This is a genomic window from Stenotrophomonas sp. STEN033 (assembly GCF_056856655.1).
In genome coordinates this window covers 1-15146 of sequence record NZ_JBXFWM010000012.1, presented here as the reverse complement: position 1 = coordinate 15146, position 15146 = coordinate 1, and the positions used below count along the sequence as shown (strand labels likewise).

At 61.2% G+C, this 15146-nt stretch carries 10 protein-coding genes; 9 read left to right on the top strand and 1 reads right to left on the bottom strand.

The genetic code is table 11. The annotated features are described in order from the left end of the window. Positions 1–2: 2 nt before the first annotated feature. From AC1VXC_RS06220 to AC1VXC_RS06205, 4 genes are all read left to right on the top strand, one after another. Positions 3–737, top strand: a complete 735-nt coding sequence (locus AC1VXC_RS06220) for a hypothetical protein (RefSeq protein ID WP_481538218.1) — start codon at positions 3–5, stop codon at positions 735–737. Positions 738–967: 230 nt separating this feature from the next. After that, a complete protein-coding gene (locus AC1VXC_RS06215; RefSeq protein WP_481538219.1) occupies positions 968–1570 on the top strand; it encodes a hypothetical protein in 603 nt (200 codons plus the stop codon). Between the two features lie 430 nt (positions 1571–2000). Beyond that, positions 2001–2984 carry a hypothetical protein gene (locus tag AC1VXC_RS06210; RefSeq protein WP_481538220.1) on the top strand — a complete coding sequence of 328 codons (984 nt, stop codon included), beginning with the start codon at positions 2001–2003 and terminating at the stop codon, positions 2982–2984. A gap of 244 nt (positions 2985–3228) precedes the next feature. After that, positions 3229–5181: an alpha/beta hydrolase family protein gene (locus tag AC1VXC_RS06205; RefSeq protein WP_481538225.1), complete on the top strand. Its 1953-nt coding sequence runs from the start codon at positions 3229–3231 to the stop codon at positions 5179–5181. 146 nt (positions 5182–5327) lie between these two features. Here AC1VXC_RS06205 and AC1VXC_RS06200 read toward each other — a convergent pair whose 3' ends face one another. Further along, a complete protein-coding gene (locus AC1VXC_RS06200; RefSeq protein ID WP_481538221.1) occupies positions 5328–7091 on the bottom strand; it encodes a peptide MFS transporter in 1764 nt (587 codons plus the stop codon). A 209-nt stretch (positions 7092–7300) separates the two neighbouring features. Here AC1VXC_RS06200 and AC1VXC_RS06195 point away from each other — a divergent pair, with 209 nt between their 5' ends. The 5 genes from AC1VXC_RS06195 to AC1VXC_RS06175 all read left to right on the top strand — a co-directional run bounded on the left by AC1VXC_RS06195 (position 7301) and on the right by AC1VXC_RS06175 (position 14987). Continuing rightward, a complete protein-coding gene (locus AC1VXC_RS06195) occupies positions 7301–9292 on the top strand; it encodes an OPT family oligopeptide transporter (RefSeq protein WP_293714347.1) in 1992 nt (663 codons plus the stop codon). Positions 9293–9645: 353 nt separating this feature from the next. Next, positions 9646–11706: a S9 family peptidase gene (locus tag AC1VXC_RS06190; RefSeq protein WP_481538222.1), complete on the top strand. Its 2061-nt coding sequence runs from the start codon at positions 9646–9648 to the stop codon at positions 11704–11706. 94 nt (positions 11707–11800) lie between these two features. Then, on the top strand, positions 11801–12031 hold the full coding sequence (locus tag AC1VXC_RS06185) for an SHOCT domain-containing protein (RefSeq protein WP_313493841.1): 231 nt from the start codon (positions 11801–11803) through the stop codon (positions 12029–12031). 194 nt (positions 12032–12225) lie between these two features. After that, a complete protein-coding gene (locus AC1VXC_RS06180) occupies positions 12226–13476 on the top strand; it encodes a DUF819 family protein (RefSeq protein ID WP_481538223.1) in 1251 nt (416 codons plus the stop codon). A 260-nt stretch (positions 13477–13736) separates the two neighbouring features. After that, positions 13737–14987, top strand: a complete 1251-nt coding sequence (locus AC1VXC_RS06175; protein WP_313170531.1) for a DUF819 family protein — start codon at positions 13737–13739, stop codon at positions 14985–14987. The last annotated feature ends 159 nt before the right edge of the window (positions 14988–15146 follow it).

The following is a 15146-nucleotide window of genomic DNA, read 5'->3' as shown; positions in this document are numbered from 1 at the left end:
CAATGAAATCATATATACAGATGTCGATCAGAACAAAGAATGAGACGGCTGATTGGGCGATTGGTGAGAAATTGGTTGAGTCCCTAAGCTTGAGTGGGGGGCGATTGCTTCCGGAGCAGATTTCACATAATGCGGATAAATTCTCAAATAATTTTATAAATTCAAGCTCTATTAGGGATTGCTGGGCTGCTGAGGAAATTTTCGACGTAAACGGGGTTCAATCAGTTCTCTATCGGGATTTTGCATGGAGGCGGCGGCGATCTGTTAAATCGATAGGTAGTGTGGTGCACACATTCAGAAACTTGAGGGGACAAGTAGTCCCTGGGTCTATCTCGTTGAGGGCCAGCTATTCTGATGAGGTTGATTGGATGGTTGTTTTCAGAAGATGGTGCGAGATATTTGAGCCTCAACTAGGAATGCTTCATTTGTTTACTGCGCCTGAGCTTCATCCCGATAACTTAAATGATAGTTTTCAGATTGGATCGTTTAATTCTGCTCTGAGTCCTGAGGTTCCGAATATTGGTTGGTCAATGTTTTACGGGGATGATTTTTCCCGAGAAGTGGATGATGAGCGTATTAGATCTATGGGGTTCTCTGTTGAGAGTTTGATGGGGGGGCGTTTGGTGACGGTTACGAAGGAAATTGGCGATATAGTCGCTGATTTTTCGCTTTTCGACCGGCGTCGTGCTGAGCTCAAGCGGTTGTTTCGAAATGGGTTTTTTTTGGTGGATTGCTAGTGCCAAATCTGACTTGGGCGGTTTTGACTTGGGCGATTGAATCAAACTCTCGTTGCTCTTTTCTGATTTTTTGAAGGTTAACTCGCGGTTTGTGATGTTTTCGAATCTGTTAGCCCTAAATTGTTATAAATAGTTTGGTCGCTGTATAAGTTTTAATGTCACAGCCCTGTTTGTGGTTGCGATCTTTAGTGAAGTTGCGTGCTCTTGACGGGTTAACAAGGATGCGTTGAATGTTTTATGAAAATAGGATTTCGCAAGCATTTATTGGAGTGGGTTGTTGTGCGTTGTTGTCCGGCTGTTTCATCAAGGAAGTAGCAAAGAGCGAGCTGTCGTCCTACAACGAGCCTAAGCAGGAGGACGCAGCCCACCTCAGAGTGTCGGGCTCACGCAACATCAAGGTATATCCGAACAGTGTCTGCGTAAGTCCTGATGTGCCTGGTAGCGGCTATCCTGCCGGTCCTCAAATGGGAGGGCAACGCAAGCGTGATTTGGGTATGCCCAAGACGCCCGATACCCCCAAGCATTTCGTCGAGATGGCGGTGCGGCCTGGGCAGCCTATCACCGCGGGATTCACGTTCTATCTTGAATCTCAGCGCCCCGCTGCTGGCCGTCCCGGTTCTGTAGAGCGCGCTTCGGCCAGTTGCTACCTGGCGCGTAGCTTCGTTCCGGATTCCGATCAAAACTATGAAATGCGCGCCAAGTGGAATAGTCAGGGCTGCAGCGTCGAGCTGTCGCAGCTTCTTACGCAAGGTGATGGTTCTGTAAGCCGCCGGGCTGTTTCCAGCGAGCCGGCAGGCTCCTGCCCGCGGCAAAGAGGCTTAATGACCCACTGAGGACCTGCTCAGCTGATGGGTTTCCTAAAGGAAGGACCGATGAGCAAAATGATGCAAGAAGATATCAAGCGCTGAACCGCCTGGCGCTACGAGTGGTTGGTCCATGGGGAGGGCATCATGATCCGTTTGCCGAGTTCAGCATGTCGCCTACCCGCAAACTTGATCCAGGCATTCTTAGAGGTCTCCGGGCAAACTAGCCCCAAGGAGACGACCGATGCGCAAGAGCAAACTCACCGAGAGTCAGATCGTTACGATGCTGAAGAAGGTTGGGCGCGTAGTTTCGATGCGCGCGGATGTTTAGCCTGGTTGTCGTTTCTCTGCCGTGCTGTAAGAGAAAGTTGGTAGTTCGTCGTGGGTCGCCAGATATAGATGACGCATGCTTGTCGCACCTGCAATAATTCATGCAGATTAAGGTCTCACGGAAGACACCATGCACGTTTCTGATCTCGTAAGTCTTGTTGGCACCAAAGGTAGTGATCCGCAGCTCGTGGATTGGTTCGAACAGCTTGGAATCGGAAAACCGCCGATGTCTGTCACCGCGAATCAGGGCACCAAGAGCGTGAAGGACAAGCGGCATGAGATGGAGTACTACTTCGGGTTCGACATCATCAACGACCGTTTCTATCCGCCGGTAGACGGCCTGCGCGGTGGCTTGCTCTGCCATCTGCAGTCCGTGTTGCTGTTCTCACGCAAGCCGAAGGGTAATGTCGCGTTGCCTGCTGGGTTCTGGGATGGTTTCGTAGGGCCGGATGCAGGCTTTGACGCGTGCATGACGTTCTTCGAAGGGAACGTGGACACGTATACCGATACGCAGCTGTTTCAGAAGCCGCTTGGTGCGGATGTGGAGCTGAAGCTTTGGTTCTGCCCCAGGAAGCAGCGGGTGGAGACAATCCAGGTGAGCATCGTGCAGGATCGCCAGTTCATGGGGCACCACGAGTTCGATCAGGCCAACGTGCATAACACGGTGAAACCTGCGGCTACGCTGGTGGTCAAGTGGCTGTTCGACGGGCGCCATCTGCGGTTGCCTGACGGCATCTATGCCCAGGGGCTTGCAGATGATCATGCCGGGATTCTGGAGTTCGTTCGCCAGCATCTGAATGGTCATGTCTGGGCATCGCAGCTCAATGACGACCCGGTTTTGCGGCAGGTGCTCAGCCACACCCAGACCAGCAGGCCGCTGAAACTCTCGAATGGGGATTCGCTGGAGCTGTTCGCGCAGACGCTATACCTGCGGTCTGCTGGTGCATGGGATGCGTATCAGGCGATCTACAACGATGATTCCCTGGACGACTGGGCTGGCTCTGTTGACCGGTTTCGGGAATCGGTGGTGCTGGATGCAGGGCAGCGGCAGGTCTTCGTCGGCATGCTGCGTGATGCTTATCGCTTGGTTGCGGCTGCGGCTGGTCGCGCATAGAGCGCCGACGGGCCAGATTTGATCGTGCATGGATGGAGAGCCCGGAACTCCAGGGGCGTGCATGGGGTGATGAAGTCGTATGGGCCGGATTTTCTCTGGTAACGATGTCTATTCGCCGAGCATGGGTGTAGCCCGCTATCCTCCGAAGTGCTCCTGCGCATTTTCCATATGGAAAAGCGAGCTGATAGCTGGCTAGAATCGCCCAACGCGGGCCGGATGCCCGTTCAATGGGGGCAAAATGCAGATGATGAAGCTGGGGATGGCTCTGGTGCTGTCTTTTTGTTCGGCCAGCAGCTGGGCTGCTGTGGATCTGGGGCAGTTCATTCGCAAGGATGATTTCAACGACATCAAGTTGTCGCCTTCAGGTAAGTACTACGCGGCCACCGTTCCATTGGAAGACAAAACCGCGCTTGTTATTTTCACCCGTGAGGGCAACAAGAAAGCCGGCGCGTTCGTCCTGCAGCGCAATATGCATGTGAACAGTTTCGACTGGGTAAACGACGAGCGAGTGCTGATTGGTATCGCCGAGAAATTTGGCCTATTGGACGAGCCGCGTTTGACCGGCGAGTTGTACGCCATGAACGCTGATGGCGGGGAGGCGGAGTTGTTGGTTGGTTTCCGCGTACAAGGCAATGGCCCAGGTACCCGTATCCAGCCAAAAAAGGTGGAGAGCGTGGCCGCGTTTCTGGTTGATGGCTTGCCTGCAGATGACCGGAATGTGGTGGTATCGACATGGCCTTTGGGCACGATGGAGCCATTCACCCGTGCTGAGAGGCTGGATGTAAAAAGCGGGCGTCGTGTGGTGGCCGCGACGGCGCCAGTGCGCAACGCCAGCTTTGTTACGGATAACACCGGCGAGGTGCGCCTGGCGCTGGGTTCGGGTACGGACAATATCAGTAAGCTGTACTACCGCGATGCGGCGGGCACCGACTGGCGATTGATCAACGATCAGATGGCGAATGGCCGCATCGAAGTGCCGTTGGGCTTCTCGGCAGATAACACCTTGGCCTATCTGCAGGTGCGTGGTGAGGGCAAGGGGCCAGACAGTATCGTGGCGTGGAATCCCTCCACCAATGCCCGTACTACCGTATTGCATGACCAGGCAGCGGACCCGTGGTCGATTATTTACCGCACCGGCACGCGTGTGCCTGTCGGCGCGCAGATAATGGATGGGCGCCACCGCAGTGTGTTCTTCGATGACGGTGTGCCTGAGGCGCGTTTGTTCCGTAGTCTGGAAGCTGCATTTCCGGGGCAGTCGTTGCGGATCACTTCCAGTACCAAGGACGGCCTGTTGTCGATGGTGAGAGTGTGGTCTGGCAGTAATCCGGGCGATTTCTACCTGTATGACTCGGCTGCCAAGAAACTGAGTTTTGTGGTGGCCAGCGGCAGCTGGATCGACCCGGACGCAGCTGCCGTGGTTGAACCCTTCAGCTTTGCTGCACGCGATGGATTGAAGATCCATGGTTACCTTACCAAGTCACGTGGTGTCACAGGCCAGCGGCCGATGGTGCTGATGCCGCATGGTGGGCCATACGGGATCTTCGACGCATGGCGCTACGACCGTGATGCGCAGATGCTGGCTGCCGCAGGCTATACGGTCATGCAGGTCAACTATCGCGGTTCGGGAAACTACGGTTGGGAGTTTCGTCGTGCCGGCGCGCAGCAATGGGGCGGAACGATGCAGGACGATCTTACCGATGCGACCCGCTGGGCGATCCGCGAAGGACTGGCTGATGCAACAAAGATCTGCATTTATGGCGCCAGCTATGGCGCGTACGCTGCGCTAATGGGTGCAGCAAAGGAGCCCTCGCTCTATCGCTGTGCTGCCGGCTATGTAGGTGTCTATGACTTGCCAATGATGCAGCGTGCGGATGCGCGCACCGCTCGTAGTCTCGGCAATTGGTCCAAGGATTGGGTGGGTGAGGATCAGGGCGCACTGGCTGCTGCATCACCGAATCGTTTTGCGGATCGGATCAAGGTTCCGGTGTTTCTTGCGGCCGGTGGTGAGGACGAGATCGCGCCGATCGAGCACACGCGGATGATGGAGGTGGCGTTGAAGAGGGCTGGCGTACCGGTTGAGTCTTTGTACTTCAGTACCGAAGGGCATGGCTTCTATACCGAGCCGCATCAGCGCGAGTATTACGGCAGGTTGCTGGGCTTCCTGTCGCAGCATCTGGGTGGAGAGAAGGCGAAGTAGCCACCTGATCGCCTTGCGGGCGTTGGCCCTGAGTTTTTGTGGGAGCGGTGTAAACCGCGAAGCTGATGCTGTGTCAGGTTGCGGATGTTGCTGCCACGCATGCGGTGCTAGCTTCGCGGCTTACGCCGCTCCTACAAAAGCAGGGGTTAGCGGACGCCGTGCATCATCCGTTTCAGCAAAGGCGAGGCCAGCACGGCTACTGCCGCACAGCCCAGGCCTATCCACATCAGCAGCCAGAACAGGTGCTCGTAGCGGCCGGCGGCCTCGGCGATGTTCATCACTTCGCCTTCGGGTACGTCGATAGCGGCCAGCTTGCCGAACAGTGCGGCCAGCGTTTCGGAGAAGGCGGTGGCCAGGAACCAGGTGCCCATCATCAGGCTGACCACCCGCGGTGCGGCCAGTTGGGTGACCGCCGACAGGCCCACCGGTGACAGGCACATCTCGCCGATTTCCAGGATCAGGTAGGCCAGCACCAGCCACCACACGCTGGCCATCTCGCCGGTCGCACCCACCTGTTGCGCGGCCAGCGCAAGCGGGACGAACGACAATGCGCCGAACACCAGCCCGTACGATGACTTGAGTGGCTTGGACGGATCCAGCCTGCGCTTGTCCAGCCATGCCCACAGGGCGGCAAACAGCGGCGCCAGCAGCACCAGGAACAGCGCGCCCAGATAGGTCAGCGAGCCCGCGGTCTGCGGCAGTACCAGGCAGTCACGGACCAGCATCACCAGCATGGCGGCAACGACTACCGCAAACAGCAGGCGCGGTGCGGCGGAGGCGGGGTTGCGGTCGGACAGGCGCGCGGCCACCACGAAACCCAGTGGCGCCAACAGCAGGGAAACGATGGACCACGGCAGCGGCGTGCCTTCGCGGATCACCAGTGACGGCACCAGGTCCTTGGTCAACAGACGGTCGGTGAATGTGACCCAGGAGCCGTAGGTCTGCTCGTACAGGGTGAAGAACACCAGTGCCATGAAGATCAGCACCATCAGCGCGATCATCTGCTGGCGCTGCACCGGCGTGCATTGGGTGCCGGTGAACCAGGCAAACCACAGCAGCACGCCGCCCAGCACCACGATCATCAGCATCAGCGCCAGGCTGATTTCGCCGCCGAGTGCGAACGCACCGTTGGCTGCTGCCCACATCAACGCCGCGACCGGAACGATGCCGACGATGGCGACGCCGTAGATCAGCCATTCGCGGCGGATGCCAAGAACACGCTCACGCAGGGTTGCCGGTTGCGCCGGCTCGGCGTGACCTTGCAGGTACTTCTGGCCCCACAGGAACATTGCCAGGCCCACCAGCATACCGATGCCGGCGGCACCGAAGCCGTACTTCCAGCCATAGGCTTCGCCGAGGAAGCCGCAGACCAGCGAGGCGAACAGCGCCCCCAGGTTGATGCCGGCGTAGAACAGCGAAAAGCCCGAGTCGCGGCGGGGATCGTTCTCCGGGTAGAGCTTGCCGACGATGGTGGAGATGTTGGGCTTGAGGAAGCCCACGCCCATGATGATCAGCGCCAGCGACAGGTAGGTGATCGACAGCGCGGCTTCGTCGCGTACCACTTCACCGGCGACGCGGTGGGCGGCGTGGCCCTCGAAGGCCATGCCGGCATGGCCGAGCACCAGCAGGATGCCGCCAAACACGACCGCCTTGCGCATGCCCAGCCAGCGGTCGGCCAGCAGGCCGCCGAACACCGGGATGCAGTAGACCAGGCCACCGTAGGCACCCAGCAGGTCCAGCCCGGCCTTGTCGCCGAACAAGTGGTACTTGGTCAGGTACAGCAGCAGCAAGGCCTTCATGCCATAGAAGGAGAAGCGCTCCCACATCTCGGTGAAGAAGCAGACGTAGACACCCTTGGGGTGGCCGAGGAAGTCGTCGGTACCGGTCGCCGGCAGGGAGGATGTGGACATGGGCAACCGTCAAAATCGAAGGCCGCGAGTATAGGCGTGCTGTCGGCGCCGCATCGCCCGCAGCGCAGCATCCGGCAAAACCCTTGTCAGGCTGTGCTGAATCAGGGCGCTGGCTGTGCCGCAGCGGGGGCCGTGCGGCGTCGCGACTGGACTTGCCGTTAAGCGGGCGTTAGCGTGGCGAGGGTTTTTTTGCCATCCAAGGGCTTTCCATGAACAACGCTGCGCCTGCGCAGCTCACATTCCGCGCGGTGGTTCTTGCCGTCGTGCTGGCTGTGGTGCTGTCCGCCGCCAATGCTTACCTGGGTCTGTTCGCAGGCTTGACAATTGCTACCGCCATTCCGGCCGCCGTCGTTTCGATGGGCGTGCTGCGTCTGCTTGGTGGCGGCACCATCCTTGAAAACAACATCGTCCAGACCGGTGCTTCGGCCGGTTCGTCGATTGCCGCCGGCGTGATCTTCACGATCCCGGCGCTGGTGATCATGGGTTACTGGCCGGACTTCAAGTACTGGTGGGTGCTGGGTATCGCTGGCCTGGGCGGCCTGCTGGGCGTGCTGTTCTCGGTGCCGCTGCGGCGCTCGATGATCGTCGAAGATCCGCTTCCCTTCCCGGAAGGCAAGGCCGCCGCGGAAGTGCTCAAGGCCGGTGAAAACCCGGGCCCGGGCATGAAGATCCTCGGTATTTCGGCCGCCATCGGCGGCCTGGTGAAGTTGGCGGCGGCCTCGGGCCTGCGCATCTTCCCGGACGCCTGGGCGCAGGCCGCCTATGTGGGCAGCTCCAAGGTCACCGCCTTCATCGGCACCAACCTGTCGCCGGCGCTGCTGGGCGTGGGTTACATCGTCGGCCTGAACGTCGGCATCGTGGTGCTGTCCGGCTCCATCCTGTCCTGGCATATCGCCATTCCGCTGTACCAGGCGTTCTTCATGGGCACCAACCCGGAGCTGGCGGCGTCCATCGCCAACGCCCCGGCCGCCGATGCGGCCTTTGCCATCTGGGGTTCGCAGATCCGTTACCTGGGCGTGGGCGCCATGCTGATCGGCGGCGTCTGGACGCTGTTCTCGCTGCGCAAGTCGCTGCTCAATGGCGTCAAAAGCGGTTTTGCCGCTGCGCGCAAGAGCAGTGGCCCGGCCCTGGCCGAGACCGAACGCGACCTGCCGATGAAGTGGATGCTGATCGCCCTGATCGCCTTCACCCTGCCGCTGCTGGGCCTGTACCAGGCCATCGTCGGCCAATGGCACGTGTCGATCCCGATGACCATCATCATGATCGTCGCCGGCTTCCTGTTCGTGTCGGTGTCGGCCTACCTGGCCGGCCTGATTGGTTCGTCCAACAACCCGGTTTCGGGCATCACCATTTCCACCATCCTGTTCGCCTCGGTGGTGCTGGTGCTGCTGCTGGGCAAGGACGGACTGATTCCGGTTGGCGTCGGCGGTGCTCCGCTGGGCGCGGTGGCGGCGATCATGATCGGTGCGGTGGTGTGTTGTGCGGCCGCCGTTGGCGGTGACAACCTGCAGGACCTCAAGGCGGGTTATCTGGTCGGCGCGACGCCATGGAAGCAGCAACTGATGCTGGGTATCGGTGCATTCTCCTGCGCCCTGATCATGGCGCCGGTGCTGAACCTGCTGGCCCATGCCTACGGCATCGGCGCGCCGACCGCCGAGCACCCGAACTCGCTGGCCGCACCGCAGGCCAACCTGATGGCCTCGGTGGCCCGTGGCCTGTTTGGCGGCGAACTGCCGTGGACGATGATCGCGCTGGGCGCGGGCGTTGGCGCGGTGATCATTGCCGTTGACGAGTGGTTGAAGAAAACCGGCAAGCGTTTCCGCGTGCCGGTGCTGGCTGCTGCCATCGGTATCTATCTGCCGCTGGAGCTGATGGTGCCGATCTTCCTGGGCGGCCTGCTGGCCCATCTGGTCGAGCGCTTCCACAAGCTGCGTGCCGACGATGAAGAAGGCCGCGACCGCGTGCATCGCCCGGGTGTGCTGTTTGCTGCCGGCTTGATCACCGGTGAGGCGCTGATGGGTATCGCTATCGCCGTGCCGATCGTGGTGAGCGGGCAGGGCGACATCCTGGCGCTGCCGCTGGGCGGCTTTGCCGATACCTGGGCGACGCTGTCGGCCTGGGTAGGCCTGTTCGTGCTGTTCCTGGTTGGCCTGCTGCTGTACCGCATCGGCAAGAAGGGCGAGCCGGCGGCGAAGGCCTGATTTTCCCTTCTCCCCTTGTGGGAGAAGGTGCCCGAAGGGCGGAAGAGGGGAGCTTTTGGTTTTGAGTTGGCCGGGGCTTGGAGCCAAAGCCAAAGCCAAAGCCAAAGCCAAAGCACCCCTCCCCAACCCTCCCCTTGGCCTGCGGCCAAAGGGAGGGGGCTCAAGCCAACGCGCCCTCACCCCAACCCCTCTCCCGTAAACGGGAGAGGGGCTTAGGCAGAAGCAAAGCAAAGCAAAGCCGCCCTTGGGCGGCTTTGCTGTTTGCGGCGGTTGTCGGGCCATGACTTCAAGCCTTTGCAGTGGGGTGGGCTGGACGCCTACCATCGGGGTTTGTCTTTGCCTGGGAGTTGCCCATGAAGCTTCGTCACGCCCTGTTGCCACTGTGCCTGCTGGCCGCCTTGCCGTCGCTGGCCAGTGCGCGCGGTTTTGAAGTCCGCGACATGGTCAAGCTGGACCGCGCCTCCGCGCCGTTGCTCAGCGCCAATGGCGCGCAGGTGGTGTTTGCCAAGCGCATCGTCGATGCCGACCTCAAGGCCAGCAACAGCCTGTGGATCCGTGACCTGCGCACCCGCGACATGGCACCGCCGAAGCAGCTGACCCCGGCCGGTTGGAACGTCAATTCGGCCTCGATCGAGGGCCAGAACGTCTACTTCCTCAGCGCCAAGAACGGCAGCCAGCAGCTGTATGTGATGCCGCTGGCTGGCGGCGAACCGCGCCAGCTCACCGACTTCGCCCTGGACGTGGACAGCTACCGCATCTCGCCGCAGGGCGACCGCGTGCTGTTCAGCGCCGGCGTGTTCCAGGACTGCGGCTCGGACCTGGATTGCACCAGCAAGCGCCTGGACAAGGACAAGGCCAGCAAGAGCAGCGGCCAGGTCTACGACAGCATGTTCGTGCGCCACTGGGATACCTGGGCTGATGGCCGCCGCAACACCTTGTTCGTCGCACCGCTGCCGGCTGCAGGCGCAGCTGCGGTGAAGGGCGCATCGGCGATCAGCGCGACGCTGGCCGGTGATGCACCGTCCAAGCCGTTCGGCGGCAATGAAGACTTCGTCTGGTCGCCGGATGGCAAGACCGTCGTGGCCAGCATCCGCGTGCAGGGCAAGCAGGAGCCGTGGTCGACCAACTTCGACCTGTACAAGCTCGACGCTGCCGGCAAGCAGGCACCGGTCAACCTGACCGCGGCCAATCCCGCGTGGGACGCCGGCCCGGTGTTCAGCGCCGACGGCAAGACCCTGTTCTACCGCGCGATGAAGCGCCCGGGCTTCGAGGCTGACCGCTTCGGCCTGATGGCGATGGACCTGGCCAGCGGCAAGGTCAATGAGATCGCCGCGCAGTGGGACCGTTCGGCCGATGGCATCACCTTGTCGGCCGATGGCCAGACCATCTACACCACCGCGCAGGACATGGGCGAACATCCGCTGTTCGCAGTGAACATCGCCAGCGGCGAGCCGACCAAGCTGGTGGGCGAGGGCAGCATCTCCTCCTTCGATATCGCCGGTGATGCGCTGGCTTTCACCCGTAATTCGCTGAAGAGCGGCGACCAGGTGTTCACCAGCAGCACCGCTGCCGGTGCACCGCAGCGCGCCATCACCCAGAGCGCCGGCGAAATGCTCGAGGGAGTGAACTTCGGTGACTTCGAGCAGTTCTCGTTCAAGGGCTGGAACGACGAGACCGTGCACGGCTACGTGGTCAAGCCGCACAACTACCAGGAAGGCAAGAAGTACCCGGTTGCCTTCCTGATCCACGGCGGCCCGCAGGGCAGCTTCGGCAATGGCTGGAGCTACCGCTGGAACCCGCAGACCTATGCCGGCCAGGGCTATGCGGTGGTGATGATCGACTTCCACGGCTCCACCGGTTATGGCCAGGCCTTCACCGATGCGATCAGCCAGCATTGGGGCGACCGCCCGCTGGAAGACCTGCAGAAGGGCTGGGCTGCGGCGCAGCAGAAGTATAGCTTCCTCAACGGCGACAAGGCCTGTGCGCTGGGCGCCAGCTACGGCGGCTTCATGGTCAACTGGATCGCAGGCAACTGGAACGAGCCGTGGAAGTGCCTGGTGAACCACGACGGTGTGTTCGACCAGCGCGCCATGGGCTATGCCACCGAAGAGCTGTGGTTCACCGAGTGGGAGCAGGGCGGCACCCCGTACGCCGTCCCGCAGAACTATGAGAAGTTCAACCCGGTCAACCACGTCGCCAACTGGAAGAAGCCGATGCTGGTGGTGCAGGGCCAGCTGGATTACCGCATCCCGGTGGAGCAGGGTCTGGCCACCTTCACCGCGCTGCAGCGACAGGGCATCGAGTCCAAGTTCCTGTACTTCCCGGACGAGAACCACTGGGTGCTGAAGCCGCACAACAGCGTGCAATGGCATGACACGGTCAATGGCTGGTTGAAGCAGCACATCGGTCAGTAAGCAGGTGAGGAAGGGCGTGCCATTGGCGCGCCCTTCCTTGTAGCGGGCGGTGCCATCGGGTGCTCATCGCTGCGGTGTCGTAATGGAGGGGGCGATGGGAATGTTCAGTATCTGGCACTGGTTGATCCTGCTGTTTCTGTTCGCCGTTGCAGCCAGCCTGGTTGGCCTGATCGTCTGGTTGGCGATGCGCTCTTCCAAGGCACCCGGCAACCCGGTGGCAAGCGCGCAGAAGCGCCTGCAGCAGCTGGAAGACCTGCGCGCGCAAGGCCTGATCAGCGATGAGGAATACGCCAGGCAGCGTGCGGCGGTGGTGACTGGACGCTGAGCTGGATGGCCAGCGGAATGCTGGCGGTTGCGGAAGTGTTTGACGCCGGCCTGGAGGGCTGGCGAGCGGCGACGGATGCGCCAGTGTGTTCCGTCCTGCGCAAGTGCTGTCTCCGTTCCGGTGCGGTGTGTCTGCAGGTTCCATCCATGGGCAAGGGGTTTGCCCGCATACACGCATCAAGGGGATAGACGATGATGGCAGCCGCGACAGGCGCACTCATCAGTAATGACATCATCGTGTTCGGCCTGATCGCCGCCACGCTGGGGGTTATTTTCTGGACGTCGGGCAGCAGCAACCCGCTGCTGAAGAAGTTCTACAGCTTCGTGCCGGCGTTGTTGCTGTGCTACTTCATACCGGGTGTGTACAACACCTTCGGCCTGATCGATGGTGAAACCACCAAGCTCTACAACCCGATCGCGCGTGATGTATTCCTGCCAGCCGCGCTGGTGTTGTTGACGCTGTCCATCGACCTGAAGGGCATCCTCGGCCTGGGCTGGAAGATGCTGGCCATGTACGTGGCGGCGGTGCTGAGCATCATGCTGGGCGCGGTGGTGGCCTTCCAGCTGATGGCCTGGCTGCATCCGGAGACCGTGGCAGGTAGCACCTGGGGCGGCATGGCAGCGCTGGCCGGCAGCTGGATCGGTGGCGGTGCCAACATGCTGGCGATGAAGGAAATCTTCGAAGTCGACGCCACCACCTTCGGCCAGTTTGCGGTGGTGGACGTGGGCGTGGGCTATGTATGGATGGCGGTGCTGATCTTCTTTGCCTCGCGTGCGCCGGCCATGGACAAGCGCAGTGGTGCCGACACCACCGCACTGGATGACCTGCGCGACCGGGTTGCCAATTACCAGGCGCAACATGCGCGCATTCCCGCGCTGGGCGACTTGATGGTGATGGCCGGCATCGCGTTTGGTGCGGTGGCGCTGTCGCACGGCCTGGCCGGTCCGTTGGCCAACTGGTTTGCCGCCAATGTCAGTTGGTCCAGTTCGGTGAGCATGGACAAGCCCTTTGTCTGGGTGGTGTTGTTGGCCACCTTCATTGGCTTGGGCCTGAGCTTCACCCGCGCCCGCGAGCTGGAAGGCGTCGGCGCGTCGAAGTGGGGCTCGATGTTCCTGTACTTCCTGATCGCCTGCATCGGCATGCAGATGGATCTGTTGGCCCTGCTGGAAAAGCCCTGGCTGTTCGCGCTGGGGGTGCTGTGGATTGGCGTGCACATCGTGCTGCTGTGGCTGGTGGGCAAGCTGCTGAAGGTGCCGTTCTTCTATTTCGCCATTGCCTCGCAGAGCAATATCGGAGGCCCGGCCTCGGCGCCCGTATTGGCGACCGCCTTCCATCCGGCCTTGGCGCCGGTGGGTGTGCTGTTGGGTACCTTGGGTTATGCGGTGGGTACCGGTGCGGCCTACGTGGTCGGGATTACCTTGCGGGCGATGGCAGGGGCGGGGTGATTCCAAGCGCGCTGCGCGCTTCCCCTCTCCCCAACCCCTCTCCCGCAAGGGGAGAGAGGCTCAATCCAAGCGAACGCCAGCAACTGCAGCTTTGAAGCCCCTCTCCCCTTGCGGGAGAGGGGTTGGGGAGAGGGGAAGGCGCACAGCGCTGCTCTCGCTGAACAAGACCCCCTGTCCACCACCATGCTAGGCTCCACCCTCCCACGCCACGTCACCAACGTGGCGTTTTTATTTCCCTTCGATCGACAGGAACAGGCCTTATGCCGACCGAACCCAGTACCGCCCTCATTACCAACGACATCGTCGGCCTCGGCCTGATCGCTGCCACCCTGGCGTTGATCTTCTGGCTGGCCAGCGGCCCCACGCCTTTCTGGAAGAAGGTGTTCGCCTGGGTGCCGGCACTGCTGCTGTGCTACTTCATCCCGGCCATCTACAACACCACCGGCCTGATCGACGGCCACGGCACCAAGCTCTACAACCCGATCGCCCGCGACGTGCTGCTGCCGGCGGCGCTGGTGCTGCTCACCCTCTCCATCGACCTGAAAGGCATCGCCCGACTGGGGCCCAAGCTGCTGGTGATGTTCGTTACCGGCACCGTCGGCATCGTGCTGGGTGCAGCGGTGTCGTTCCAGGTGATGAAGTTCATCCATCCGGAAACCGTGGCCGGCGATACCTGGGCCGGCATGGCGGCATTGGCCGGCAGTTGGATCGGTGGTGGCGCCAACATGGCCGCCATGCGTGAGACCTTCAACGTCGATGCCACCACCTTCGGTCAGATCGCGGTGGTCGACGTGGCCTGTGCCAGCCTGTGGATGGCGGTGCTGTTGTGGTTGGCGGGCCGCTCGCAGGCGATTGATGCCAAAAGTGGGGCTGATACCTCGGCCATCGACGACATGAAGCGCCGCATCGCCGAGTACGAAGCCAAGAGCGCGCGCAACCCCAGCCTGACCGACCTGATGGTGATCGTCGGCGTCGGCCTGGGCGTGGTGGGTCTGGCACATGCATTGGCGACACCGCTGGCTGCCTGGTTTGGTGCGAACGTCAGCTGGGCCAGCAAGGCCTCATTGGATTCGTCGTTTGTGTGGGTGGTGATGTTGTCCACCGTTGCGGGTCTGCTGTTGAGCTTTACCCGTGCGCGCAACCTGGAGGCGGCCGGCGCGTCCAAGATCGGCACCTTGTTCCTGTACTTCCTGATTGCCTGCATCGGCATGCAGATGGACCTGCTGTCGCTGGCCGATCGTCCCTGGCTGTTCCTGCTGGGCGTGATCTGGATGGGCGTGCATATCGGCCTGCTGTACGTGGTGGGGCGGATGCTGCGCACGCCGCTGTTCTTCTTCGCGATTGGTTCGCAGGGCAATATCGGCGCAGCGGCATCGGCGCCGGTGGTGGCCGCTGCCTTCCATCCCACGCTGGCGCCGGTGGGTGTGCTGCTGGGCACGGTGGGTTATGCCACCGGCACGGTGATCGCCTACATGACCGGCCTGATGCTGAAGTGGATGGCTGGCGCCTGAGGAGTGCTGGATTTGTAGGAGCGATGCGAGCCGCGGAGCCGGCAGATGCATCTGGTGATCTGTGGTGCCCCACCAGAAAAGGGCGGGGGGGAACCGGTAAGCCCCAAAACCAAAAGGCAAAGGACGAAGATAGGGGTTTAAAGGTAAGCAAAGTCCCAA